This is a genomic window from Maricaulis sp., from assembly GCF_048270095.1.
GTDB lineage: Bacteria > Pseudomonadota > Alphaproteobacteria > Caulobacterales > Maricaulaceae > Maricaulis.
Genome location: NZ_JBLWTL010000006.1, coordinates 51,282 through 75,590, shown reverse-complemented (window position 1 = coordinate 75,590; position 24,309 = coordinate 51,282). Strand labels below are relative to the sequence as shown.

The 24,309-nt window shown below is 63.3% G+C and carries 22 protein-coding genes; 16 read left to right on the top strand and 6 right to left on the bottom strand.

All coding sequences use genetic code 11. The features are described 5' to 3' along the window. Positions 1-14: 14 nt before the first annotated feature. From ACN0YJ_RS05640 to ACN0YJ_RS05630, 3 genes are read left to right on the top strand one after another with little or no spacing between them, the layout of a single operon-like run. Positions 15-1,004 (top strand): hypothetical protein, encoded by a 990-nt coding sequence (locus ACN0YJ_RS05640; RefSeq protein ID WP_417495581.1) that lies wholly within the window; start codon positions 15-17, stop codon positions 1,002-1,004. A 10-nt stretch (positions 1,005-1,014) separates the two neighbouring features. Further along, positions 1,015-1,368, top strand: a complete 354-nt coding sequence (locus ACN0YJ_RS05635) for an ArsC/Spx/MgsR family protein (protein WP_417478027.1) — start codon at positions 1,015-1,017, stop codon at positions 1,366-1,368. Then, positions 1,365-2,480 (top strand): threonine aldolase family protein, encoded by a 1,116-nt coding sequence (locus tag ACN0YJ_RS05630; RefSeq protein WP_417495580.1) that lies wholly within the window; start codon positions 1,365-1,367, stop codon positions 2,478-2,480. The genes ACN0YJ_RS05635 and ACN0YJ_RS05630 overlap by 4 nt, the downstream gene beginning before the upstream one ends. Here ACN0YJ_RS05630 and ACN0YJ_RS05625 read toward each other — a convergent pair. Continuing rightward, complete coding sequence (locus ACN0YJ_RS05625; protein ID WP_417495579.1) at positions 2,449-3,549, bottom strand: hypothetical protein; 1,101 nt, start codon at positions 3,547-3,549, stop codon at positions 2,449-2,451. The two genes, ACN0YJ_RS05630 and ACN0YJ_RS05625, sit on opposite strands and share 32 nt — an antisense overlap. A gap of 67 nt (positions 3,550-3,616) precedes the next feature. Here ACN0YJ_RS05625 and ACN0YJ_RS05620 point away from each other — a divergent pair, with 67 nt between their 5' ends. From ACN0YJ_RS05620 to ACN0YJ_RS05595, 6 genes are all read left to right on the top strand, one after another. Beyond that, on the top strand, positions 3,617-4,198 hold the full coding sequence (locus ACN0YJ_RS05620; protein WP_417478030.1) for a TIGR00730 family Rossman fold protein: 582 nt from the start codon (positions 3,617-3,619) through the stop codon (positions 4,196-4,198). A gap of 107 nt (positions 4,199-4,305) precedes the next feature. Further along, the gene (locus ACN0YJ_RS05615; RefSeq protein WP_417478031.1) at positions 4,306-4,722 is read left to right on the top strand and encodes an MAPEG family protein; all 417 of its coding nucleotides are present in this window, start codon (positions 4,306-4,308) and stop codon (positions 4,720-4,722) included. A 58-nt stretch (positions 4,723-4,780) separates the two neighbouring features. Next, positions 4,781-5,848, top strand: a complete 1,068-nt coding sequence (gene prfA, locus ACN0YJ_RS05610; RefSeq protein WP_417478032.1) for a peptide chain release factor 1 — start codon at positions 4,781-4,783, stop codon at positions 5,846-5,848. 88 nt (positions 5,849-5,936) lie between these two features. Further along, a complete protein-coding gene (locus ACN0YJ_RS05605; RefSeq protein ID WP_417495578.1) occupies positions 5,937-7,292 on the top strand; it encodes an alpha/beta hydrolase family protein in 1,356 nt (451 codons plus the stop codon). Beyond that, positions 7,289-8,251 (top strand): peptide chain release factor N(5)-glutamine methyltransferase, encoded by a 963-nt coding sequence (gene prmC / locus ACN0YJ_RS05600; RefSeq protein ID WP_417495577.1) that lies wholly within the window; start codon positions 7,289-7,291, stop codon positions 8,249-8,251. The genes ACN0YJ_RS05605 and prmC overlap by 4 nt, the downstream gene beginning before the upstream one ends. Positions 8,252-8,434: 183 nt before the next feature. Beyond that, positions 8,435-9,289, top strand: a complete 855-nt coding sequence (locus tag ACN0YJ_RS05595) for a DUF4167 domain-containing protein (RefSeq protein ID WP_417478035.1) — start codon at positions 8,435-8,437, stop codon at positions 9,287-9,289. A gap of 59 nt (positions 9,290-9,348) precedes the next feature. On the opposite strand, the gene ACN0YJ_RS05590 is transcribed toward ACN0YJ_RS05595, so the two are convergent. Continuing rightward, entirely contained in the window at positions 9,349-10,746 is a 1,398-nt protein-coding gene (locus ACN0YJ_RS05590) for an MATE family efflux transporter (protein WP_417478036.1), read from the bottom strand. A gap of 165 nt (positions 10,747-10,911) precedes the next feature. Beyond that, entirely contained in the window at positions 10,912-11,682 is a 771-nt protein-coding gene (locus ACN0YJ_RS05585; RefSeq protein ID WP_417495576.1) for an MOSC domain-containing protein, read from the bottom strand. Positions 11,683-11,840: 158 nt separating this feature from the next. Here ACN0YJ_RS05585 and clpB point away from each other — a divergent pair, with 158 nt between their 5' ends. Next, positions 11,841-14,450, top strand: coding sequence for an ATP-dependent chaperone ClpB (clpB, locus tag ACN0YJ_RS05580; protein ID WP_417495575.1), 2,610 nt, complete (start codon positions 11,841-11,843; stop codon positions 14,448-14,450). Positions 14,451-14,650: 200 nt separating this feature from the next. Here clpB and ACN0YJ_RS05575 read toward each other — a convergent pair whose 3' ends face one another. Together ACN0YJ_RS05575 and ACN0YJ_RS05570 are read right to left on the bottom strand one after the other, a co-directional pair. Continuing rightward, on the bottom strand, positions 14,651-15,088 hold the full coding sequence (locus ACN0YJ_RS05575) for a glyoxalase superfamily protein (RefSeq protein ID WP_417495574.1): 438 nt from the start codon (positions 15,086-15,088) through the stop codon (positions 14,651-14,653). 207 nt (positions 15,089-15,295) lie between these two features. Next, entirely contained in the window at positions 15,296-16,780 is a 1,485-nt protein-coding gene (locus ACN0YJ_RS05570) for a peptidoglycan DD-metalloendopeptidase family protein (RefSeq protein ID WP_417478040.1), read from the bottom strand. Positions 16,781-16,995: 215 nt separating this feature from the next. Here ACN0YJ_RS05570 and chpT point away from each other — a divergent pair, with 215 nt between their 5' ends. From chpT to ACN0YJ_RS05540, 6 genes are all read left to right on the top strand, one after another. After that, positions 16,996-17,667: a histidine phosphotransferase ChpT gene (chpT, locus tag ACN0YJ_RS05565; protein WP_417478041.1), complete on the top strand. Its 672-nt coding sequence runs from the start codon at positions 16,996-16,998 to the stop codon at positions 17,665-17,667. Between the two features lie 140 nt (positions 17,668-17,807). Then, the gene (locus ACN0YJ_RS05560) at positions 17,808-20,588 is read left to right on the top strand and encodes a chemotaxis protein CheW (RefSeq protein ID WP_417489276.1); all 2,781 of its coding nucleotides are present in this window, start codon (positions 17,808-17,810) and stop codon (positions 20,586-20,588) included. Continuing rightward, a complete protein-coding gene (locus ACN0YJ_RS05555) occupies positions 20,585-21,067 on the top strand; it encodes a chemotaxis protein CheW (protein ID WP_417478043.1) in 483 nt (160 codons plus the stop codon). Before ACN0YJ_RS05560 ends, ACN0YJ_RS05555 begins: the two co-directional genes overlap by 4 nt. A 14-nt stretch (positions 21,068-21,081) precedes the next feature. Beyond that, on the top strand, positions 21,082-21,456 hold the full coding sequence (locus ACN0YJ_RS05550; protein ID WP_091766385.1) for a response regulator: 375 nt from the start codon (positions 21,082-21,084) through the stop codon (positions 21,454-21,456). Positions 21,457-21,465: 9 nt separating this feature from the next. Then, on the top strand, positions 21,466-22,635 hold the full coding sequence (locus ACN0YJ_RS05545) for a protein-glutamate methylesterase/protein-glutamine glutaminase (protein ID WP_417495573.1): 1,170 nt from the start codon (positions 21,466-21,468) through the stop codon (positions 22,633-22,635). A 4-nt stretch (positions 22,636-22,639) separates the two neighbouring features. Continuing rightward, the gene (locus tag ACN0YJ_RS05540; protein ID WP_417478045.1) at positions 22,640-23,482 is read left to right on the top strand and encodes a CheR family methyltransferase; all 843 of its coding nucleotides are present in this window, start codon (positions 22,640-22,642) and stop codon (positions 23,480-23,482) included. An 88-nt stretch (positions 23,483-23,570) separates the two neighbouring features. On the opposite strand, the gene ACN0YJ_RS05535 is transcribed toward ACN0YJ_RS05540, so the two are convergent. Continuing rightward, the gene (locus tag ACN0YJ_RS05535) at positions 23,571-24,206 is read right to left on the bottom strand and encodes a hypothetical protein (protein ID WP_417489274.1); all 636 of its coding nucleotides are present in this window, start codon (positions 24,204-24,206) and stop codon (positions 23,571-23,573) included. Positions 24,207-24,309: the final 103 nt, after the last annotated feature.

Sequence of the window (24,309 nt, the reverse complement as noted above, 5' to 3'; positions counted from 1 at the left end):
GGACTCGACAATCCATGTTCAAGATCATTCTTGCGGCCAGCACACTGGCTCTCGCACCGGCCTGCGCACTGGCGCAGGGCGCCGACCCGGAGACCGTCCAGGTCAATAGCGCCGACGCCCACCGCTTCATCGCCGTTTTCGACGCTGCACAGGGACAGCCCACCGCACAGGCGCTGCAGGCCGGCTATCTCGATGGCGCATCTCAGGCGGTCGATATCTTTACGCCCGACCGGATCCGCAGCGCCGAGCATCTGGCCGGCTATATTGCTGAACACAGCGAGCAGTACCGCCGCGCGATTGATGTCTGCCTGCCCATCGCCGAGTCGATGACGCCGGAGCTTCGCAGCATCTATGCCGCGACCCGCGCGCTATTGCCTGACCGTGAACTGCCGGACATTCATGTTCTGTTTGGCGCTGGAAATTCCGGTGGAACGGCCGGTCCCGGCGCACAGGTGCTCGGTCTGGAAGTGATCTGCGCGATCAAGGACAGCGAGTTGGATATCCGGTCGGCTTTCCGCATGTTCTTCGCGCACGAGACAGTTCACACATTTCAGGATCAGCCTGACCCCCATACCCTTGTGGCAGATCCGCTGCTCTTTGCTGTGTTGATGGAAGGCGTGCCCGATTTCATCGCCCTGCAGACGACCGGGGAATTGCCCTGGGCCGACCGGGATCGCTGGGCGCGGGAGAATGAGGCCATGCTCTGGGCGCAATTTGCCCGGGACCGGGTCAGTGTGCACGATGGCTTTGCGCTCGGCGAGGGCGGTATGTCGTTTGACGAATCGGCCAATGCGGCCTTGCACAATTGGGTCGGCAATTATGGGCAGGCACCGGAGGGCTGGTATTTCGAGGCCGGCTACTGGATCGGCCGGCAGATCGCGCAGGGCTATTATGATCAGGCGGACGACAAGGCGGCGGCACTGGCTGCGCTGATTGCACTTGAGGATCCTGCCGGCATTTTGCAGGCTAGCGGCTATGCCGGGCATGCCGGTGCCATTGAATGAGAGCCCCGCCATGACACTCACCCTGTACGGCCTGAAAAACTGTGACACGTGCAAGCTGGCGCTGAGAGAAATCTCGGCCGCCGGGCTTGAGCACCGCTTCGTCGATATTCGCAGCGACGCCGATCTGGTTGCGCTGGTGCCGCTCTGGGTAAAGCTGGCCGGTGCCAAGGCGTTACTCAATACCCGCTCGACCACTTGGCGCGGCCTTTCGCTGCAGGATCAACAGCTCGCTGATGCCGAGCCGGCGGCACTTCTGATTGCCAACCCGACCCTGGTCAAACGGCCGGTGATCGAAAGCGGTGACGCCTTGTATGTCGGCTGGACAGCGGCCGTGCGCGCGGCGGTGCTGGGCGCAGCGGGATGATCGATATCGAGCTCCGGGCCGGCTGCGATATCAGCCTGGGCTTTCCGCATCATGGCGCCGAGACGCCGGCCGATCACCTGCGCACGGTCGCCGACTACATGGACCGTGAAGGGTTTGCGTCCGAGATGTATCTTGGCGGGCCGATGGTCGCGGCGCTGGAAGCGAAAACCGCTGACCTGCTCGGTAAACCGGCGGCGATGTGGTGCCCCACGGGCACCATGGCCCAGGGGATTGCGGCGCGCATCCACGCCGCTCGCGCCGGGCAGGGCAGCATCCAGCTTCACCCGACCTCGCATCTCGAATTGCATGAGGAGCGCGGCTATCACTACGCCCATGGGCTTGATGCGAGCCTGATCGGCGATTGGGCCGATCCGCTCACCGCCGCCGACCTCCAGCCCGGTTCCGCCTGCGCCTTCATTGAGCTGCCGCAACGGCATAATGGGGGTGCCCTGCCGGCCTGGGACGAATTGCTGGCAGTCAAGGCGCGCGCACGGGCACTCGACTTGCCGCTGCACCTGGACGGGGCCCGCCTGTGGTCGACCCGGCCCTTCTATGACGACCGGACCTATGCGCAGATCTGTGATGGCTTCGCCTCAGTCTATGTCTCGCTCTACAAGGATATTGGCGCCCTCGGCGGTGCGGTGCTGGCGGGCGAGGATGATTTCATCACCGAGGCGCGGCTATGGCTGGCCCGCTTCGGGGGCCGTATCGTCTCGCCGGTGCCAATGGTGCCCGATGCGCTGCGACTGCTCGACCGGCGGATCGATCTGATGCCGGCTTTTGTTGCACGGGCCCGCGGTCTGGCCCTGGCATTGTCCGGGATTGAGGGCGTGGCCGTCACGCCCGACCCGCCGCATGTGAACATGCTCCATCTGCGCCTGCCGTGTGATGCGCCAATCGCGGAACGGGCTCGGGACGAAGCGGCGCGGCAAACCGGAGTCTGGCTCGGAAATCGCTTCTGGGATCTGGAAGGCGGGCCGGTTTGCGCGCTGGAAATCACCGTCGGCGAATATCTGCTCGGCCTCCCCGGTGCCCGTGTGGTTGACGCCGTCACGGTTCTCGCCGGCCATATCGCTGCCGCTATTCGACCAGGGCAAACAGAACCAGGGTGAGGGTCATCGGCTGGCCATTGCGGATCAGCCGAACCACCAGGGTATTGTCCGGCGGCCGGCCGTCGCAGCCGCGCACATCGAGCGAAGCTCCATTGAACCCGGTAACGATATCGCCCGCCTGTATACCGCCGCGACTGGCGGGTGTGTTGGCAATCACCGACCCGACCCGATAACCCTGCGGGTGCGGCTCGAATACCATGCCATGATCATAGTCCGGCTCGAAGGTGATCGGGGTCTCAGGGTGGTGGCGCACCATGCGCACGCGTTCGGTCGCCTGGTCAAAGGTCCACGTAAAATGGCGCATCACTTCGCCGCCGATCAATTCGGTGCCGGGCGTGGATTGCAGGGTCGGCGTGATGAGATGGTTGGGGCCGATGCGGGCATTCAGCCGTGACCGGGCGCCCGACCGTTCCTCGACTTCACGCAGGCGCATCGACGCGCCGGTCGGACGCGGCGGCTCGAAGGTGTCATAGAGATCGATCCGGCGCACAGCGAGGCTGGTCATGGCGGCACCACTGTCAATCAGCATGCGGCGGCGGCGATCAGGAAATTCCACCACCATCCAGGGGCGATAGTCAGGACCGTCCGCGCTGAACACCGTCACGCCATCGGGCGGCGGCAACCGGCCTTCTTCCAGCCGCATCTCGCCATTCTCGTAATCCAGCGTCAGCAGGTAATCGCTGAACGCACCAAAGGAGAGGATGCCGTCGATCGGGTGACCCAGCGCCCGGCCGAGATGATCGAGCTGGCCGACGCGGGCCTGCAAGCGATTGATCGCGATGGGGCCTGCCTGTGCGTCGCGGATATTGGCGCGGTCGCGCGCGCCGAGCCGGATGCCGCTGACACGCTCGATACTGTCAGGGTCGACATAGGAAGACGAGGCGCCGGTATCGTGCAGGAACCAGAGTGTGCGGTCGGCCGGATAACCTTCGCGCGGCGCAAGCGTGATCGGTATCAGAAAATAGCCGCGGCAGATGACGGTGGGTATGACGACCGGGTCGGCGGCGCTTGCGGCGCTGCCAATGCTCAGGAAACTTGCGATGACCAGCAATGCGTGATGGATCGACACACCAAAACTCCGAACCTGCCGGACAGATTACCCGGGTGACGGGTGCCGCCAAGGGGGAATGCATCCGATGAAATCGATTTGCGTCTATTGTGGCTCCAATCCGGGCCGGGATCCGGCGTTTGTGACGGCCGCTCGCGCAGTCGGAACGCGGCTCGCCGGGGCAGGGCTTGATATCGTCTACGGCGGCGGCCAGGTCGGTCTGATGGGCGAAATTGCCGATGCCGCGCTTGAGGCTGGTGGCCGGGTGATTGGCGTCATTCCCGAATTTCTCGCCCTCAAGGAAATCGCCCATCTCGATTTGACCCGGCTCTACGTCGTGCAGTCCATGCATGCTCGCAAGGCAAAAATGGCGCATTTGTCGGACGCCTTCATCGCGCTGCCAGGCGGCATTGGGACGATGGAGGAATTGTTCGAGATCTGGACCTGGGGCCAATTGGGTCAGCACCGCAAACCCGTCGGCCTGCTCAATGTTCATGGCTATTATGATGACCTCGTCGCCTTTCTCGACAAGATGGCCGACCAGAGCTTCCTCGCGGCCGATCATCGCGCCTCACTGATGGTCGCCGACCGGATCGATGATCTGCTCGAGGCCTTTCGCGGCTATGAGGCGCCGCCGGGAGATGTCCGGCTGAAGACGCTCCAGACCTGATCGCTTTTGTGATCATGAATGCATCAGGGCCATTCAGGGCGAGAAAACCATCGCATCACCGATTGAAACCGGTCTAGTCTCATCCCGAACAATCCGGGGATATCGATATGTATGAGACTATTCTGACGCCTGTGCTGGCGATGATCGTGTGGACATTGGTCATGTGGCTGTGGATGTATGCCACCCGCATTCCGGCGATGCAGAAGGCGGGCATCAATGCCGCCAGGATGAAGTCCAAGAGCGAGATGGACGTCCTCCCGATCGAGGTCCGTCGCATCGCCGACAATTATAATCACCTGCATGAACAGCCGACGATTTTCTACGCCCTGGTGGTTTATTGCCATCTGGTTGGTCCGGCCGATCCCTTGATGATCGGACTGGCCTGGGGTTATGTCGCGCTGCGCGTTTTGCACAGCCTGATCCAGGCCTTGTGGAACTTCATCCCGGTGCGTTTCCTCGTCTTTGTCAGTTCGACCCTCGTGCTGATCGTGATGGCGGTGAGGGCCGTGCTGGCGATCCTCTAGCGGAGGCAAGCAGCCGCGCGGCATTTGCAAGAACAGCGTCAGGTGCTAACCGAGCGGCATGCACACTCCCGCTTCCAGACTCGCGCAAGTCATTGATCGCTTCGACCAGGTTGAGGCGCGGCTCGGCGCGGCCTCCGACTCATCGGAGATCGTCAAGCTCTCCAAGGAGCATGCCGAGCTGCGACCGGTTGCCGAAAAGGCCAAGGCCCTGCGTGCCGCCCGTACCGAACTCGACGAGCTTGCCGAGATGATGGAGAGCGGCGATGCCGAGATGGCCGATCTGGCGCGCGAGGAATTCTACGAGCTGAAGGAAACCCTGCCTGCGCTCGAGCTTGAAATGAGCCTGGCCCTCCTGCCCAAGGACAAGGATGACGCGGCCAATGCGCTGATCGAAATCCGGGCCGGGACGGGCGGTGATGAGGCGGCCCTGTTCGCGGGCGACCTCTATCGCATGTATGAGCGCTATGCCCAGCTGCAGGGCTGGAGCTGGGAGTTGGCCTCGGCCTCGGAAGGCGATCATGGCGGCTATAAGGAAGTCATCGCCTCGATCTCGGGCAATGGCGTGTTCGGACGGTTGAAATTCGAGAGCGGCGTCCACCGTGTCCAGCGCGTTCCGGCGACGGAAAGCCAGGGCCGCATCCACACCTCCGCCGCGACGGTGGCGATCATGCCGCAGCCGGAAGATATCGATATCGAGCTTAATATGACTGAAATCCGGGTCGATACGATGCGCGCCTCCGGGGCTGGTGGCCAGCACGTCAACAAGACCGATTCAGCCGTGCGCATGACGCATTTGCCGACCGGGATCGCGGTTGTCTGTCAGGAAAAATCCCAGCACCAGAACCGGGCCAAGGCGATCGAATTGCTGAAGGCCAAACTCTACGACATGCAGCGCGAGGCGGCCGACGCCGAACGCTCGGCCGAGCGCAAGGGGCAGATCGGTTCCGGCGACCGCTCCGAACGTATCCGCACCTATAACTACCCGCAGGGCCGGGTTTCCGACCACCGCATCAATCTCACCCTTTACAAGCTGGATGATATTGTCGCCGGTGACGGGCTGGACGAAGTCATTTCCGCCCTGGTCGCCGAAGACCAGGCCGCCCGTCTGGCGGCCCTGGAGGATTGAGGCGCGCTGCGTCCCGGTTGACGGCGTTGCGGGCCCACGGTCCTCTGAAAGACCGGGCACTTCAGATCCGGCAAGGTTGGAGGTAACGATGTTGAAGTCCGGCATTTTTTTGGCGCTCGGCGCTGCAAGCCTGCTCACGGCGTGTTCCGGAAACGAGGCGCTCGACCCGGCCGCGCTCTGCCATGTCGGTGTCTACCAGACCGCATCGGGTTCGATCATTGATCTGGCACCGGTGGCTGGCGCAGATTTGCGCTGGCGCGCCCTCGATGGCCAGGTCGGCCGGATCGCGTCGGGCGAGGATGGCCTCTGGTCAGGGACAACCGGCTGGACCGACCAGCCCAATCTTGCTCGTTTCGATTTGGGCGAATGCGGCACGACGAGCCTGACTATTGAAGGTCTCGACGGCTATAACGGCGTCGCCGAGCGCATTGCCCTGGACATCATTGATACCGAATTTGAAAGCGACGGACTGACGCTGGCCGGCCGGCTGGTCCTGCCGCAAGGCACGGAACCTGTCCCGATTGCGGTCTGGGTGCATGGATCGGAGCGCGATTCGGCTCGCGACTGGGCCTATGCCCAGCGCATGATGCCGGCGCAGGGCGTGGGCATTTTTGTCTATGACAAGCGCGGCACCGGCGCATCCGAGGGTGACTATTCACAGGACTTTGCCGCATTGGCGGGCGATGCCGCCATGGCCTTGCAGCGCGCTCGCGACCTGGCGGGGCCGCGGGCCGGCCGGGTTGGCCTGTTCGGTGGCAGCCAGGGCGGCTGGGTGGCGCCCCTGGCGGCGACCATGAGCGATGCCGAATTCGTCATGGTCAGCTTTGGCATGATGGTGGCCCCGACCGACGAGGACGCATCGGAAGTTCAGCTCGAACTGCGCGCGGCCGGCTATGATGATGAGGTGTTGGACCGGGCCCGGCAGATTACCGATGTCACTGGCCGTTTGATGGCGTCCGGCTTCACCGAGGGACAAGCGGAGTTTGTTCGCCTGAAACGGCAGTGGGGCAATGAGGACTGGTTTGGTGAGATCGAGGGCGAGTATTCGGGCCATATGCTGCGCGCCGGCGTCACTGGCTTCAAATTCGTCTATCTCAACTTCATCGATGCCGGCACCAGCTGGGGCCATGATTCCATCGCGGTGATGAGCCAGGTCGAGGTTCCGGTCTTGTGGGTGCTCGCTGGGCAGGACCGAGAGGCGCCGCCGGATGCGACACGCGATATCCTGCACACTCTGATCGCCGAGGGCCGGGCGATCGAACTGGTTGAGTTCGCCAATACGGATCACGGAATTCTCGAATTCGTTGAAACCGAAACAGGGCGGGAATCGACGCGCTATGCCGCGGGCTATTTCCGGCTGCTGGGTGATTGGGCCCGTGATGGCCGGCTGGAAGGTCCCTATGGCGAGGCCCTGCTGGCCGGGCCGCCGGTGCAACAGCCGTGACCAAGAATGCCGATCGAGCGGCAGGGTTTGAAGCGGCGGTGGAGTCTCATGCCGCCGACCAGGCCGGCCGGCCCGGCTTCGCGCTGGTCCAGGCCTGGCAGGGGCTGGATCTCGCCGGCATCCGCCGCCATCTGGTCCTGGCCCTGAGGGCGACCGGAATTGATGAGGCCGAGGATGATGCGCGCTTTCTGATCGGCCATGTCCTGGCACCGGTCAGCCTCGCCCAGTCGCTGGCCGATCCGGCGCTTTGGTCGTGGCAGGATGCCGCGCGGCTCGCCGACCTTGCCGCCTTGCGTCTTCAGCGCGTACCGCTGTCGCAGGTGCTTGGAAGCAGGCCCTTCTGGACGCTGGACCTCAAGGTCACTGCCGACGTCCTGACCCCGCGCGCCGATACAGAGGCGCTGGTCGAGGCGGTGCTGGCGCGCTGCTCAGACGCGCCCCTGCATATGCTCGATCTTGGCACGGGTTCCGCTGCGATACTGGCGGCTCTGCTCAGCGAGCGCGCCGCCTGGACCGGGCTGGGTATTGATTTGTCACCGGCGGCGCTGGCCGTGGCCCGGCAAAATCTCGACGCGTGCGCACTGACGGCCCGGGCGCAACTGGCCCAGGGTCGCTGGGGCGAGGGGCTGCGCGATCACAGCTTTGATCTCATCGTCTCCAATCCGCCCTATATCGTGCGCGAGGTGCTGGCTGGTCTGGAACCGGAAGTGCGCGACCACGAACCCGCCCTGGCGCTTGATGGCGGCGAGGACGGGCTCGACGCCTATCGCGTCATTGTTGCGGATCTGCCGCGCCTGCTTCGGCCGGGTGCGCGGTTTGCCCTTGAGATCGGTTTCGATCAGGCCGGCGCGGTTCTGGGGTTGGCCGAGGCGGCTGGTTTGATGGCACTGGAATGCCTGCAGGACCTGTCAGGGCATGACCGGGTTGTGTTCGGACAGGCGGTTTTGCCGAACGGTTAAAATCGCTTGGAAAGCGTTTCGCCGCGCGCTAGGTTTTATCACAACAGGCGGGGCGTGCCACTTTTTGGGGCCTAGCGCGGTCGGATCCACCGCCTGTTTTGCTCCGGCCAATCAAGATCAATCGTTTCATCAGGGTGCAAGATCACGTCCCTGCAACTGAACAACAAGGTCACATTGTCAGATATGAATCGCTGGAAAACAGGGGCGGGCGATAACAAGCGCCAACGCGGCCGTGGGCGGAAGCCGAGCAATCCTTCCAATCGCAGCTATGAGAGCAATGGTCCGGAGGTTAAAATCCGCGGCAATGCTCCCCAGATTTTTGACAAATACGTTCAACTGGCACGCGATGCGATGCTGGCGGGCGACCGGGTGCGGGCCGAGAATCTCTACCAGCACGCCGAGCATTATTTCCGTCTCATCCAGGCCAATCAGCCGCGTCGTGATGCCGGTCCTGACGACCAGGTCGAGAATGACGATGATGATGTTGCTGATGATGGCTATGAGCGCTTCAGCGATCGGGTCGACGAGCGCGACAACAATAATAATTCGGGCGGTAACAATAACCGCGACCAGAATAATCGTGATCAGAATAACGGGGACCGCAATTCCAGCCGCGATGGCAATCGCGATGGCAACCAGAACCGCAATCGCGAGCCGCGCCGGGGGCGTCAGCCGCGCCAGCCGCGCCAGGAACAGCCCCAAAGCGATCCACTCAATGTTGTGACACCGGAGGGCGAGGCCCAGCCGCAAGCCCAGCCACAACAGCCCGCGAGTAATCATCACCCGATCCACGCGCCTGTCACGCCGTCGAGCGTCGCGCCAGCCGCGCCGGACGCTGCAAGTGATGACGAGCCGCCACGCCGCGCCCGCCGTCCACGCCGTCCGCGCAGCGATGAGGGCGATACCGGTGCAGCACCAGCAGCACCCGCCGCTGAAGAGGCCAAGCCCGCCAAGGCGCCGCGCGCGCCGCGTGCGTCCCGCGCCAAGCCAAAGGACGACAAGTCCGATGGTGGCGGCTCGGAGAGCGACGCGGCCTGATCGCGTTGTGCGCGTTTGAAATGGAAAGGACCCGTTGCTTCAGGCATCGGGTCCTTTTTTCATTCGGCGGTGCTTGCTGCCGGCGGCGCAGCTCTGTGGCCATGAAACAGGCCCCAGGCGGCGCCGGTGCGGCGGGCGTTCTGGAAAAGGACCGTGGCGGTCACGCCGAGCATCAGGCATTCGGCCGCCGGATTGACGATCCAGATTCCGGTCTCGCCGAACACCGTCGGCAGGATTAGCGTCAGGGGAAGGACGAAGAGATAGGTGCGTCCGAGCCCGAGAATGGCGGCGCGTGGCGCATCGCCGATCGCCTGGAAATAGGTCGAGATCATGGTCTGCGGTCCGGCGAGCGCGTAGAGCGCGACCATTATCGGCATGATGCGCGCCACCTCCGCGATCACCGCGGGATCATTGACGAACATCCCGCCCCAATGATGGCGCAGGCTGACCAGCAGAATCTCGGCCCCGGCGGTGTAGATCAGGCCGCAGACCATGGCGATGACAAGGATCCTGTTCGAGCGCTGCCACAGACCGGCCCCGAAATTATTGCCGACGATGGCCTGGAGGGCCTGGCTCATCCCCATCAGCACCAGAAAGGCGAAGGAGAGGATTCGCATAACGATGCCGTAGGCCGCGACGGTGGTGTCATAATGTCCGGTGTCGACGGTCTGCAGCATGAAGATCACTGCGCCGGACCCGAGCGACAGGCCGACGAAGGACAGGCTTTGCGGTGCGCCCAGCGCCAGAAAGCCGGGCCAGCCGGTGCCGAGACGGGACCAATCCAGGCCGGCGAGGCGCAGGGGTGAGGTCTTGCCCAGGCGGAAGCCCAGGATCACCAGCAGGGCGACAGCCTGGGCGATGGCTGTTCCCAGGGCCGAACCCGCCACGCCGAGCCCCATCACGGCAATCAGTACGTAGTTGAGCGCCAGATTGGCCAGTGTCACCAGCAATCCGGTCATCGCCATCAGCCCGACCTTGCCCTCGACCCGCAGCGCGGTGGACTGCACCGCCAGGGCAAAGGCGATCGGCGAGCTGAACACGGCAATGCTCAGATAGACGTGGCCCATCTGCGCCAGTGTTTCCGACCCGTTCGCTGCCGCTAGGGTCAGCGGACGGGCTCCGGCGAGAAACAGAACCACCAGGATCAGGCAGACAATCAGTGAAAGCCCGTGGGCGCCGACGAATTCGGCTCGGGCCTGGCCGATGGCATTGGCCCCGAGATGGCGGGCCAGAACCGAGGCCATACCGTTGGCGACCAGTGAAGACAGGGCCACAATCAGCATGAAGAGCGGGAACATCAGCGTCACCGCACTCAGCGCATCGGCGCCGACGAAAACGCCGAGATAGATTGCGTCGACGACGGTCAGCAGACCATTCATCGCCATCAGGAAAATGATCGGCAATGCCGTGCGCACGAAAACCGGCCCGAGCGGGCCGTGGGTGTAGGTGTTGTTCATCACATCAACTCCGGACGCGAAGCTTGGAGGATGGGGCTCGCATTGCCACCGCAGCGATTGCGCCGGGAGGAGAAGATCAATTGCCGGAAATTCACCGTGACCGAAGTCTGCGAGCGGCGGGCATCCGGGGACCGGCGCGCTGAGTACTGCGGTCGGCGGGGCGCGTCAAGTTTGCCCGGAGCCGGAGCATTCGAAATCGTCCCCGAGCGCAATCACACCATTCGTCTCCACGCTCATGTAGATCCCGCAATCGGCATGCCCGTACTGCGCCATCAGCGCCGCCGGCAGGTCGATATCACGCCGGGACGTGGCCGGGTTGACGCTGGTGGCGGCGCAGCGGCGGATACGGCTCTGGCCGCGCAGCCTGGCATTGCCGATCCGGATATCGCGACCGATCCAGCCGAATTCGGCCCAGGGCTCCAGTCCGTCGATCAGGAGATTGCCGCGAAAGCGTAGCGGGTCGATGGCTTGTCCGGTTCGCGCCTCAAGATCGCGCACGGAGGCGGCATTGATCAAGGAGATGTGCGGGTCGGGAATATCAGTCAGGGCCTGGCCGGGGACATGGGCGATCCGAAGGGTGCCACGGACTTCTTCACCGAGCAGGGTCTCCAGCCGGGCGAAAAACGGCGCATGGCTGGCGGCCTCGCCGAGCGTGATGGTGATAGTCTCGCCGTCAGGGAAGCGGACTGCGAAATGCTCGCCCGCCGCATCGAATTGGCAGGCCAGTTGCGCCAGCCCGGCCTGGCGGGCCAGCATCAGGAAATGTTTCTTCTTCACATGCGCCGGGCGGGCCGGGTCGAAATCGCCGGGACCATTTTCGATTGCCCAGGCTCGGTCGAAGGGGAGCGTATGGCCCGCATTAAGTTCGACCAGTTCAAGCCGGTCGGGGCCGAAGCCTTTTACCGGAAAGCGGGTAATTGCGGTAAGCTGCGGCATGGTTGGAAGAAACCCTTGTGGGATTACGGTCAATCTGTCGCGGTCCGGCCTCTTGTGTGACGCATGTGCAACACTTACATCCAGGTCAAGCCGCGATTTCGACGCGCTTTCTTAAGGCGTCGGAGCGCACCCTATCTCGCCTTTCCCGGGGGATCGACATGGAATTCGACAAATACACAGACCGCGCCAAAACGATTGTCCAGGGCGCCCAGACTCTGGCCATCAAGGCCGGCCACCAGCAATTCACGCCCGAGCACGTACTCAAGGCGCTGCTTGACGATACGGCAGGTCTCGCGATCAATCTGATCAAGGCGGCCGGCGGCAGCGCGCACCAGGTTATTGACGGCGTCACCACCGCGCTCGCCAGCCTTCCCAAGGTCGAAGGCGGCGAGGGCAAGCTCTATATGGCGCCACCGACCGCCAAGCTGTTTGACGCGGCCCAGGAGGCTGCCACCAAGGCCGGCGATGAATATGTCACCGCCGAGCGTCTGCTGCAGGCGCTGAGCCTGAAATCGGGCACCAAGGCCTTCGATATTCTCAAGGCCGCCGGTGTCACCCCGCAGGGCCTCAATACCGCGATCAATGATCTACGCCAGGGCCGCACCGCTGACAGCGCCTCGGCGGAAGACACCTATGAAGCGTTGAAGAAATACGCCCGCGACCTCACTGAGGTGGCCCGCGAAGGCAAGCTCGATCCGGTCATCGGCCGCGACGAGGAAATTCGCCGTGCCATCCAGGTGCTGTCGCGCCGGACCAAGAATAACCCGGTCCTGATCGGTGAGCCCGGCGTCGGAAAGACCGCCATTGCCGAAGGCTTGGCGCTGCGCATCGTCAATGGCGATGTCCCCGAGAGCCTGAAAGAGAAGCGTCTTTTGGCACTCGATATGGGCGCCTTGATCGCCGGCGCGAAATTTCGCGGTGAGTTCGAGGAACGGCTCAAATCCGTGCTCAATGAAGTCACCAGTGCCAATGGCCAGATCATTCTCTTCATCGACGAGATGCACACACTGGTCGGCGCCGGCAAGGGTGATGGCGCCATGGATGCGTCCAATCTTCTGAAGCCTGCCCTGGCACGCGGTGAGCTGCATTGTATCGGCGCCACGACGCTGGACGAATACCGCAAGCATGTCGAAAAGGACGCGGCCCTGGCCCGGCGTTTCCAGCCGGTCATGGTCGAGGAGCCGACCGTGGAAGACACGGTCTCCATCCTGCGCGGGTTGAAGGAAAAATACGAGGTGCACCACGGCGTGCGCATTGCTGACAGCGCCATCGTGGCCGCTGCCAATCTGTCCAATCGCTATATCACCAATCGCTTCCTGCCCGACAAGGCGATCGATCTGATGGACGAGGCCTCGGCGCGTCTGCGCATGCAGATCGACAGCAAGCCGGAAGAGCTCGACGAGATTGACCGCCGCGCGATCCAGCTCAAGATCGAGGCCGAGGCGATGAAAAAGGAGGCCGATGAAGCCTCCAGGGAGCGCCTCGCCGCGATCACCAAGGAAGTGGCGGAGCTGGAATCGCGTTCAGCCGAACTGACAGCGACCTGGCGCTCGGAGAAGGCGAAGCTCGCCGGGGCGACGACGCTGAAGGAATCGATCGAGCACGCCCGCGCTGAGCTCGCCGATGCTGAACGGCGCGGCGATCTTGGCCGTGCTTCGGAGATCAAATACGGCCAGCTGCCCGATCTTGAGCGCCGTCTGGCCCTCGCAGAGACCGCCAGTGATGATGGTCAGAACACGATGCAGGAAGTCGTCGATGACGAGCAGATCGCCCAGATCGTCTCGCGCTGGACCGGCGTGCCTGTCGACAAGATGCTCGAAGGCGAGCGCGACAAGCTCTTGCGCATGGAAGAAGCCCTGCATGGCCGCGTCGTCGGCCAGGAAACGGCGCTGGAAGCCGTCTCCGATGCGGTGCGCCGTGCCCGAGCCGGGCTCAAGGATCCGGCCCGTCCGATTGGTTCCTTCATGTTCCTCGGACCAACGGGTGTCGGCAAGACCGAGCTGACCAAGGCGCTGGCCGCCTTCCTGTTCGACGATGAACACGCGGTCACCCGCATGGACATGTCGGAATATATGGAGAAACACTCCGTCTCGCGCATGATCGGCGCGCCTCCGGGCTATGTCGGTTATGAGGAGGGCGGAGCGCTCACCGAAGCCGTCCGCCGCCGGCCCTATCAGGTGATCCTGCTCGACGAGATCGAGAAGGCGCACCCGGATGTCTTCAACGTGCTCCTTCAGGTGCTCGATGATGGCCGTCTCACTGACGGGCAGGGCCGCACGGTCGATTTCCGCAATACGATCATCATCATGACCTCCAATCTCGGGGCCGAGCATCTGCAGGCCGTCGAAAATTCCGAGGATGCCCGCGAGATGGTGATGGAGGCTGTGCGCCTGCATTTCCGGCCGGAATTCCTCAACCGGGTCGACGAGATCGTGTTGTTCAACAAGCTGGCTCGCGAGGATATGGGCGCCATTGTCGATATCCAGATGAAACGTCTGGAGAAACTTCTGGCCGATCGCCGGATGGCGATCGATCTCGACGCGAGCGCCCGCGACTGGATCGCCGCCAAGGGCTATGACCCCGCCTACGGCGCCCGCCCCCTGAAGCGCGTGATCCAGAAGGACCTGCAAGATCCGCTCGCCCGCATGCTGCTGCAAGGCACCATCAAGGACGGTGAAAATATCGTGGTATCAAGCGAGGCGGGCGTGTTGACGATCAATGGCGTCGCAATTGGCGAGAAGCGGCCGCTGAAGGCTGTGGTGAATTAGCTTTCTTTGGAGCCTTGCATAGAGGACGGCCGGAGAGCGATGCGCTTTCCGGCCGTTCTTCTGTCGCTACCAAATGCGATATTTCTCCGTCATCCTGGCGAAAGCCAGGACCTCGACGCGACAAGCGCGGGGCCCGGTCTATCGAGGTCCCGACTTTCGTCGGGATGACGACACGTGTGAGGCAGGCACCCCCGCTCCCCCTAGATCGCAATCACCATTTGCGGCTCGCCATTGCCGGTCAGGGCCGGCGAGCGGCCATCAGCCGCCACCGTGCAATTCACCCGTTTTCGAAACGCCGAGAAACTGTCGAACGTCACGACATCGACCGGTTCGTCGAAATCGATCGTCAGCCGGTAATGGCTGCCGTGATTGAGGCTGGCCAGGGCGATGACCTCGCCCTTGAACGCCTGACCGAGATAATGGCCGGCAATGTTTGCCCCGAGCGTCAGCGGGCTGGCCGGGCGATTGCCGGCTGCGGCGTGCAACGTGTTCCAGTCGCGAAACCCGTGCTGGTGGGCCAGTAATTCGAGCGCTTCGCTATGGGAGATGAAATTGCCCTCGGCCGTCAGGCTCTGGCGCAAGCGTTTGGCCTGGGCCTTGAGGGCCTCCAGCGCTGGGAGGGTCTGGATAGTGGACATGTCGTCGCCTGTCTCAGTGACTGCATGCGTCTTTCGGATGGGGCTCGCCTTGCCATCACACCGCATGACACTGGGTCGACGGAGGAGATCAGTTCGAAGATTTCACCAGGGCTTGCGCCTGCGAGCGGCGGGCATCTCCAGACCCGTGGCGGGGTTTTTGCCGCGCCACGGGGATCAAGTCAAGCTGAAGCCGTGGTGCGGCCGAGCCTATTGTGCGCCGTCGCCGGCTTGTGCCATCAGCGGCGTCTCGCTGGTATTGGCTGGCTGGGCGCCATCGCGAATGGTGATGATGCGGTCGCGTTCGGCGATGAAGGCCGGCATGTCAGCATCGGTCAGCTGGCGGCCAGTCGGCAGGTCGAGCGTCATCGGGTTGACCGGACGGCCGTTCTGATGAACTTCATAATGCAGATGCGGTCCGGTTGAACGGCCGGTCGTACCGACATAGGCGATCACCTGGCCCTGGGTAACGCGGCTGCCTGCCCGGATACCACGGGCGAAACCATTGAGGTGGGCATAGGCCGTTTCGAAACCATTGGCGTGCCGGATCTTGACGTAATTGCCGAAGCTGCCAAACCGGTTGGCGCGTTCGACGACACCATTGCCGGCGGCGAAGATCGGAGTGCCGGTCGGGGCCGCGAAATCCGTGCCGTTATGGGCGCGGGTATAGCCCAGGATCGGGTGACGCCGGCGGCCGAAGGAGGAGGAAAGGCGGGCCCCGTTGATCGGGGTCAGCATCAGCAGGCGCTGGGCGCTGGCGCCCTCGGCGCTGTAATAGCCAATGCCGCCATCGGCGGTTTCGAAGCGGAAGAATTCCTTGGGGTCGCCACGGCCTTCATAGCGCGCATAGAGGATGTCGCCGGTACGCGCGGTATTGCCTTCTTCATTCACGAAACGTTCGAACACGATGTCAAACCCGTCGCCAGGCTGGATCGAGCGCTGGAAGTCGATCGCATAGGCCAGCACGCCGGCCAGCTCGACCACGATGCGGTCGGTGGCACCGGCATTGAGCGCGTCAACATAGAGCGATGAGGTGATGGAGCCGGAGGAGCGCACGACCTGGCGTTCAAACTCGGCAATGGTTTCGCGGGTGCGGTATTCATCACCGCTGACACGCGCGACAGTGATGGAGCGTTCGACATCGGGGCGAAAGGAAATCCCGCTCAGCCGCAGACGGCTCTGGGTTTCTTCATCGGCCTGGATGGCGGCATCGGGCTCGGTCTCAAGATAGAGATTGAGGCTCTGCCCCGCGCGCAGATAGCGCAAATCATAGACCTGGTTCAGCGCCCGGATCGCCCTTGCGGCATCGGTGGAATCCACCCCGGCATCGTCGAGCAGGCCGGCCAGTGTGCCACCGCGGGGCACGACGCGTTCGATCTGGAGATGAACAGGGCAACGCGTACAGGCGGTGAAGGCATTGGTGTCGAGCAGCGCCGGGTGCAGCGGTACCGCAGGCGTTGTGCCCTCGGTGCGCACCAGGGATGTGCCGGTCGCGGCGTCGATTTCCAGGGCGGCGGCATTGACGTCGAGCACTGCCACAGCTGCGACGGGCGCGGCCAGTCCGGCGGCATCGCTGCGTGTGTCTTTCGACGTCATCAGGGCGGCGAGAAGGCCGGCCGAGAGCACCAGGCTGGCGCATACGACGAGGCCGCGGGCACGGCGTTCATCGGCTTGGGTTACATCAAATCCGGGCATGGTTATGTGGACACTCCGAAGCTTCGTTCCATCACGCGTCATCTCAAGCAAATATCGCACCGGAGCAAAATGCGTCCGCATTTGGCGTCCGGGCCCCATAACCCGTCCGAATCATGTCTTGGACGCATTCGGTTGCCAAGTCCTTTCCACGCCTCGAATGGATTTGTGCTGCGAAACCGGGTCGGCGGGTGAGAGAATCGTGTATCGATTGACCGATGCAAGAACAACGCCCCGCCGAAATGGCCGCCGACCAATTAGCCGCACTGCTCTGCGCGCGGCTTTGTCATGATCTCGTCAGCCCGGTGTCCGCACTCGGTGCGGCACTCAGCGTGCTCGACGATGAAACCTCCGCCGACATGCATGAAGATGCAATGGATCTGGTGCGCGACAGTTCGCGCCAGGCCCAGGCCAAGCTGGAGTTTGCGCGTCTCGCCTACGGCGCGGGCGGCTCTGCGCCGGCGACGCTCGACACACGCGAGCTGCAGCGTCTCACCGAGGCGATGTTTGCGGCCTCCAAGCCGGAAATTGTCTGGAAGGTTGAAACCCCCGGGCTTGAAAAGACACCCTCGCGCCTGCTGATGAATCTATGCATTCTGGCGGTCGAGTCTGTGCCGCGCGGCGGCAAGGTGACGGTCGAGGCCACGGAAACCGGTGGCGGTGCCCGGATCCGCATCGTCGCGGAAGGGCCAAAAGCCAGGCTCAATGCCGACGCCGTCATCGCGCTCGAGGGGCAGGCGCCGGAAACCGGCTATGATGGCCGCTCGATCCAGCCCTATTTTGCGGGCCTGATCGCGCGCAATGCCGGCGGGCGTGTCAGTGCCCATGCCAGCGAGGAAAGGGTCGAGTTCGTCGCCCTGATCCAGCCACACCCCTCAACACTTGGCTGAGCGGCTGTAAAAACTGGTCATAAGCTATGAAGTGAAGACTGGATTTCCGCGGGCCTGCACCAACAGTCCGTTAACCAAGCCCGTGTCAACTTACCGTCAAATCACGCCCTGACAGGCATATCGACGGCAAGAGGTTGGCAATGGACGATCTGATCAGTGAATTCCTGACGGAGACTGGCGAAAGCCTTGACGTCATTGATGCGGAGCTGGTCCGTTTCGAGAATAATCCGGAAGACCGGGCCATTCTCGACAATATTTTCCGGCTCCTCCACACCGTGAAGGGCACATGTGGTTTCCTTGGCCTGCCGCGCCTCGAAGCCGTCGCGCATGCCGGTGAAACCCTGCTTGGAAAATTCCGGGATGGCGATCTCGCCGTTTCGCCGCCGATGGTTACCCTGGTCCTGGAATCGATCGACCAGATCAAGGTCATTCTTCGCAACATCGAGGAAACCGGCAATGAACCCGCGGGCGAAGACGGTGAATTGATTGGCCGGCTTGAAGACGCTTCCCAGGGTCGTGTGGTCGAAGCTGTCGAGCCCGCCGCGCCGGTCGAGGCTGTGCCTGAAGGCTGGGACGCTGATCTGGGCCGCGAATTGCGTCCGGGCGAAGTCTCGCTCGCCGATCTGGAAGCGGCCTTCCTGAATACCGATGCCGAAGTCGACGTCCCGCAACTCGCTGAAGAGCCCGCCCCCGAACATCTCGGCGTTGGTGACTTCGATCCGGAACTGGGCCGCGAGCTGCGCCCGGGCGAGGTATCCGTCGCTGAGCTTGAGGCGGCATTCAATTCCGCCGAGCCGGAAGCCGGCATGGCACCGGCCACGATCACCCCGGATATGAGCACGACCGAAGCGCTGCAGACTGCCGTCGCCGAGCTCAAGGGAGCTGATGACCACATCCTGGGCGGCGATGGTGCGCCGCGCATGCAACAAACCGTACGGGTTGGCGTCGACGTCCTCGATGCCTTGATGACGACGGTTTCCGAACTGGTCCTGACACGGAACCAGTTGATGCAGACCATTCGCGGTCTTGAGGACGAAGACCTCAAGGTTCCGCTTCAGCGCCTCTCCGCCGTCACCGGCGAATTGCAGGACGGTGTCATGAAGACCCGGATGCAACCGATCGGCGATGCCTGGCGCAAACTGCCGCGCATTATCCGCGACGTCTCCACCGATCTCGGCAAGAAGATCGAACTGGTGATGGATGGGAGCGACACCGAGCTCGACCGCCAGGTGCTGGAACTGATCAAGGACCCGCTCACCCACATGGTGCGCAATTCCGCCGATCACGGTCTCGAAATGCCGGCTGACCGGATCAAGGCCGGCAAGTCGGAGAAGGGCACGATCACCCTGAAGGCCTTCCATGAAGGCGGCCATATCATCATCTCCATCGCCGATGACGGCATGGGGCTGAACACCGCTCGCATCGGTGAAAAAGCGCTCGAAAAGGGTCTCACCACCCATGAAGAGCTTGCTGCCATGACCGAGCAGCAGATTCATCGCTTCATCTTCGCGCCAGGCTTCTCCACGGCTGCGAAAGTCACCAATTTGTCCGGCCGCGGTGTCGGCATGGATGTGGTGCGCAATAATATCGAACAGATTGGCGGCGTCGTCGATGTCACCTCGACCACCGGCAAGGGCAGCCATTTCAAGATCAAGATCCCGCTGACCCTGGCGATTGTCTCGGCGCTGATCATCGGCAGCCACAAACAGCGCTTCGCCATTCCGCAGCTGGCCGTGCGCGAGCTGGTCCGTGTCGGCGCCGGTTCCGAACATGCCATCGAATCCCTCAGCGGCGCCCGCGTGATGCGTCTGCGCGACCGGCTCATGCCGCTGGTCGATTTGCAGGAAGTCCTCGGGGTCAGCCAGGCTGCCGGCGACGCCAAGGCGGAAGGCAAGGTTGATACCGGCTTCGTCGTCGTGCTCGACGCCGGCGGGCGTAATGTCGGCCTGATTGTCGATAATGTCCTGGATACCGAAGAAATCGTCGTCAAACCCCTGTCCGACTCGCTGCGCAGTGTCGGAGCCTATTCCGGCGCCACCATTCTGGGCGACGGCACGGTCATCATGATCCTCGACCCCAACGGCCTGGCCGGAGAAATCGTGTCGAGCATGGAAGACGAAGCGCATTACGACGCCAGCGCTGCAGCCGCGGCCGAGACACAGAATACCCAGCGCCTGCTGCTGGTCCGTGCCGGCGGAGCCGAGCCGAAGGCGGTGCCGCTGGCGCTGGTCACACGGCTCGAGGAATTTCAGCCGGATGCGATCGAGACCACCAATGGCCGGCTTGTGGTGCAATACCGCGGCCGCCTGATGCCGATCGTGCCGCTGGGCGGTCAGATTGGCGGCACTCAGGGTCAGCGTCAGCCGGTTCTGGTCTTCTCCGAAGGCCATGGCGCGATCGGTCTTGCCGTCGACCAGATTGTCGATGTCGTCGAGGAACGGGTCGATCTGCAGATGCGCTCCGACAAGCCGGGAATTATCGGTTCCGCGATTATCAAGGGCAAGGCCACCGATGTGGTCGATATCGCCTGGCATCTCGAACAGGCCCAGGCGGGCAATATCCAGCGCCGCAGCTCGAAGCGCCGGCGCCGGGTCCTGCTCGTTGATGCTGACGCTTTTGCCCGCCGCATGATCGCGCCGCTGCTCGCCGCTGCCGGTTACGACGTCACCCCGACGGGCGGGATGCATGAAGTCCTCGCGATTGCCGAAGCGGGCGAACAATTTGATGCCCTGGTTGGCGATCCCGCCGCGCTCGAGAAGATCCGTGCCCAAGGGATGTGGGCCAATCTGCCGGCGCTCGCCGTCACCGACTGGCCAGAAGATACCAATGCCGAAGGCCTCACCATGGTGTTGCCGCGTTCGGACCGGGGCGCGCTGATCGCCGCCCTGGATGAAGCGTCTCATGAGGAGAAGGTGGCATGACCGACCATTACGACGAATCATCGGAACTGGCTGCTGACGCCATGATCGAATACGTCTCCGTGCGGATTGGCGATCAATTGTTTGGCGCGCCCGTCAATTCAATCCGCGAGGTTTTCGCGCCGCAATCGGTCACAGCCGTGCCGCTGGCACCGCTGGAAGTGGCTGGCCTGCTCAATCTGCGTGGCCGCATCGTCACCGCAATCGATGCCCGCCGGCGCCTCGGTCTGCCGCCGCGCGATGCCGATGATGCGGGCATGGCGCTTGGCGTGGAACGCGGTAGCGAAATCTTTGGACTTATTGTGGATTCTGTCGGTGAAGTTCTGCGCCGTCCGCGTGCCGAACTGGAGCCCGTTCCCGCCCATGTCGACGCGCGTTGGCGTTCGATGGTGAAGGGGGTTCACCGCCTCGATAAAGAATTGCTCGCGGTTCTCGATGTGTCGGCAGTCATCGGCACAACGGTCAAAAGCGAAGCCGCCTAGGGAAGGGCAAGCGTATGAAGACCTGTCTCGTCGTCGACGATTCGCGTGTGATCCGGAAAGTCGCCCGCCGAATTCTGGAAGAGCTCGAATTCGCATGTGTTGAAGCCGGCGACGGTGCGGAAGCGCTGGAAAAATGCCGGGAGCAAATGCCCGATGCGATCCTCCTGGACTGGAATATGCCCATCATGAACGGGCTGGACTTCGTCAAGGCACTGCGCCGTGAGGAAACCGGGGACCGGCCGATCGTGGTTTTCTGCACGACCGAGAATGACATGGCTCACATCACTGAAGCGCTGCGCGCCGGTGCCGACGAATATGTCATGAAGCCGTTCGACGGCGATATCATCGCATCAAAATTCCAGCAAACCGGTCTGTTGCGAGCGTCATAGGGGAGGCTGATGACAGAGCTCGCCCCCCAAATGAGTCCTGACCACGGCATGGCCCGTGTGCTGGTGATCGATGACTCCGCGGTCGCCCGCGGTCTCATGACGCGCTGGATCGAGGAAGATCCCGATCTTGTCCTCGTCGGCTCTGCTACCGATGGCGAGCAGGGGATCCGCAAGGCTGAGGAGCTGCGCCCTGATCTGATCATCCTGGACGTGGAAATGCCCAAGATGGACGGGCTTGCAGCCCTGCCCATTTTGCTCAAGACCGTGCCGAAATGCCGTATCGTGATGGCTTCGACCCTGACCCGCCGCGGCGGTGAGGTGACGATCCGCGCCTTGTCGATGGGCGCCGCCGATTACGCCCCGAAGCCGCAAGCGGGCCGCCTGGCCGGAGCCGAGGAGTTCCGCCGCGACCTGCTGGCCAAGCTCAAGGCGCTGGCCCCGCGGCCCAAAGTGTCGCGGCCGGCGAACCCGGGCGCTGCCGCCGCGGCACCCCAGGCGCGCACCGCGCCCGGTGCACCGCCACCACCGCCGGCAAAGCGGGCATTCAGCCCTGTCGCCGCCGCGCCGATTTCGCGCGGTACCACGCCTCGGTCAACCGGCCGGCCTTCGATCATTGCTATCGGCTCCAGCACCGGGGGGCCCGAAGCCCTGCGGATGGTGATCAGCAAGTTTTCCGCCGGGCTTGCGGCGCCAATTGTCATCGCCCAGCACATGCCGGCCCTGTTCACCAAAATCCTCGCTGAGCATCTGGCCAAGGCCAGCAATCTGCCCTGCAAGGAAGTTGAGCACGGCGAACGCTTGCAGGCGGGGCATGTCTATGTCGCGCCGGGCGATTTTCACTTCACGGTGCGACGCGATGCGGGCGGCTATTATGCGGCGCTCGACCAAAGCCCGCCGATCAATTTCTGCCGCCCGGCCGTCGATCCGCTCTTTACATCCGTCGCCGAGGCGACGGGCGGAAGCGCACTCGGCGTCATCCTTACCGGGATGGGGCATGACGGGCGTGAGGGCGTGCGCGCGCTGCGCGCGACCGGTGGAACCATTATCGTCCAGGACGAAGCGAGCAGCATCGTCTGGGGCATGCCTGGCGCTGTCGCCGAGGCCGGACTGGCAGATCAGATACTGCCGCTATCGGAAATCGGGTCGGATATCGTCCGGCGCGCCAAGGGTGGAATGTAGGCCTATGCTGGAAAAACAGGAAATTCTCTACGTGGCCGCCGAAGCGTATAAGCGCTCGGGCCTCGTTCTGTCGGCGGACAAGGGCTATCTGCTGGAAAGCCGGCTTGCACCGCTGGCGCGGGCAGAAGGCTATGCCTCGATCGAGGCCCTGATTTCAGCGGCGCGGCGCGAAGGCAGTGACCGCCTCCTCTGGGCCATCACGGAAGCGCTGGCGACCCACGAGACATTTTTCTTCCGCGACAACACGCCCTTTGACCTGTTCAAGCAGGACATCCTGCCCGTCCTTTCGCGTGCGCGGGGCAATACCGGTGTGTTGCGGATCTGGTGTGCGGCCTGTTCATCCGGCCAGGAACCGTATTCGCTGGCCATGCTGCTGGAAGAAGAGCGCGCACGCCTCGGCGGCCTTCGCGTCGAGATCGTCGCGACCGATATGGCACCGCGCGTGCTGGAAAAGGCCAAGGCGGGGCTCTACAGCCAGTTTGAAGTCCAGCGTGGCCTGGCCATCCAGCGCCTGGTGACGCATTTCGACCAGACCGGTGACCAGTGGCGCATCAAGCCGAATATCCGCCAGATGGTGAATTTCCAGAAGCAGAACCTGCTCGAAAACTTTGCGTCCATGGGCAAGTTCGACGTCATCTTCTGCCGCAATGTGCTGATCTATTTCGATGCGGAATCGAAGAAGAAAGTTCTGGCGCGCCTCTCGCAGCAGACCGCGGCCGACGGCTATCTCGTTATGGGTGCGGCAGAAACCGTGGTCGGCCTGTCCAGCGATTATGTACCGGTGGAAGGCCGTCGCGGCCTCTACACCCAGGTGGGCAATGCGGCGCTCAAGACGGCGGCCGCCTGATAACGGCGTCGCAGGCCAGAGTTCAAAATGGAAAACCCCGGCACCAGATTGGTCCGGGGTTTTTCATACGCATCGTGTCAGGGCCAGCCTACTCTGCGGGCGCCGGGAAGATAACGATGCTGCGGGCGATGGCGCCGAGGGCTTCGCGGGAGAAGGCGTCGAGTGTGACCAGCTCGCTCCCTGTGTCGGTTGAACTTACGGCGATGAATTCCAGCCAGCGATAATCGCCGGCCACGGTATCTTCAATCCAGAATCGTCGCACGGATATGGCTTCCGGGTCTTCTGCGGTGGGCGTGCCGGTGCATTGCTGCCAGATGCGCCGGCTCCCGGCCGCATCAATCGCGACATAGGGGGCATCGCGTCCGCACCATTCCGGCGTTGCCGGGCGGGCGACCTCATCGATCCGGTCGAAATCATACCCACCATTGCGGGACAGGACCTGGGCGCCGTCAATTCCGATGCTGATCCCCCAGTGTGCACCGCTCAATTCCATCGACGCCTGCATTTCGGTGGACAGGGCCTCGAGTTCGCGGGCCAGAGCGTCCGGCGCCGCGACGCGGATCAGGCCAGCCTCGGGGTCGTTCAGGCTCTCCACCAGGCCTGGCCAGTCCAGCGCGCTATCCGGGGATGGCGCGGTGGAGGACACGTCCTGGGCCGCCACGGCCTGCCCGGCCGCCAGGAGCGCCATCGCGAGTGTTGCGAGGATAATCTGGGGGTGTTTCATACGGGCTCTCCCTGTTTCCGCAGCGATCATACATTGCCATCGCGTGCCGAAAAGCCCCTGAACAGGGGAGGAGACAAGAAAGGCCTGATCATCGGAACCGGGT

Excerpts from the sequence above, each read along its gene's own strand:
- ACN0YJ_RS05540 (WP_417478045.1), top strand. The coding sequence starts at position 22,640 with ATGCTGGAAAAACAGGAAATTCTCTACGTGGCCGCCGAAGCGTATAAG.
- ACN0YJ_RS05640 (WP_417495581.1), top strand. The coding sequence starts at position 15 with ATGTTCAAGATCATTCTTGCGGCCAGCACACTGGCTCTCGCACCGGCC.
- ACN0YJ_RS05605 (WP_417495578.1), top strand. The coding sequence starts at position 5,937 with ATGTTGAAGTCCGGCATTTTTTTGGCGCTCGGCGCTGCAAGCCTGCTC.
- clpB (WP_417495575.1), top strand. The coding sequence starts at position 11,841 with ATGGAATTCGACAAATACACAGACCGCGCCAAAACGATTGTCCAGGGC.
- chpT (WP_417478041.1), top strand. The coding sequence starts at position 16,996 with ATGCAAGAACAACGCCCCGCCGAAATGGCCGCCGACCAATTAGCCGCA.
- ACN0YJ_RS05585 (WP_417495576.1), bottom strand. The coding sequence starts at position 11,682 with ATGCCGCAGCTTACCGCAATTACCCGCTTTCCGGTAAAAGGCTTCGGC.
- ACN0YJ_RS05545 (WP_417495573.1), top strand. The coding sequence starts at position 21,466 with ATGACAGAGCTCGCCCCCCAAATGAGTCCTGACCACGGCATGGCCCGT.
- ACN0YJ_RS05630 (WP_417495580.1), top strand. The coding sequence starts at position 1,365 with ATGATCGATATCGAGCTCCGGGCCGGCTGCGATATCAGCCTGGGCTTT.
- ACN0YJ_RS05635 (WP_417478027.1), top strand. The coding sequence starts at position 1,015 with ATGACACTCACCCTGTACGGCCTGAAAAACTGTGACACGTGCAAGCTG.
- ACN0YJ_RS05550 (WP_091766385.1), top strand. The coding sequence starts at position 21,082 with ATGAAGACCTGTCTCGTCGTCGACGATTCGCGTGTGATCCGGAAAGTC.
- ACN0YJ_RS05560 (WP_417489276.1), top strand. The coding sequence starts at position 17,808 with ATGGACGATCTGATCAGTGAATTCCTGACGGAGACTGGCGAAAGCCTT.
- ACN0YJ_RS05555 (WP_417478043.1), top strand. The coding sequence starts at position 20,585 with ATGACCGACCATTACGACGAATCATCGGAACTGGCTGCTGACGCCATG.
- ACN0YJ_RS05620 (WP_417478030.1), top strand. The coding sequence starts at position 3,617 with ATGAAATCGATTTGCGTCTATTGTGGCTCCAATCCGGGCCGGGATCCG.
- ACN0YJ_RS05590 (WP_417478036.1), bottom strand. The coding sequence starts at position 10,746 with ATGAACAACACCTACACCCACGGCCCGCTCGGGCCGGTTTTCGTGCGC.
- ACN0YJ_RS05535 (WP_417489274.1), bottom strand. The coding sequence starts at position 24,206 with ATGAAACACCCCCAGATTATCCTCGCAACACTCGCGATGGCGCTCCTG.
- ACN0YJ_RS05575 (WP_417495574.1), bottom strand. The coding sequence starts at position 15,088 with ATGTCCACTATCCAGACCCTCCCAGCGCTGGAGGCCCTCAAGGCCCAG.
- ACN0YJ_RS05570 (WP_417478040.1), bottom strand. The coding sequence starts at position 16,780 with ATGCCCGGATTTGATGTAACCCAAGCCGATGAACGCCGTGCCCGCGGC.
- ACN0YJ_RS05595 (WP_417478035.1), top strand. The coding sequence starts at position 8,435 with ATGAATCGCTGGAAAACAGGGGCGGGCGATAACAAGCGCCAACGCGGC.
- ACN0YJ_RS05615 (WP_417478031.1), top strand. The coding sequence starts at position 4,306 with ATGTATGAGACTATTCTGACGCCTGTGCTGGCGATGATCGTGTGGACA.
- prfA (WP_417478032.1), top strand. The coding sequence starts at position 4,781 with ATGCACACTCCCGCTTCCAGACTCGCGCAAGTCATTGATCGCTTCGAC.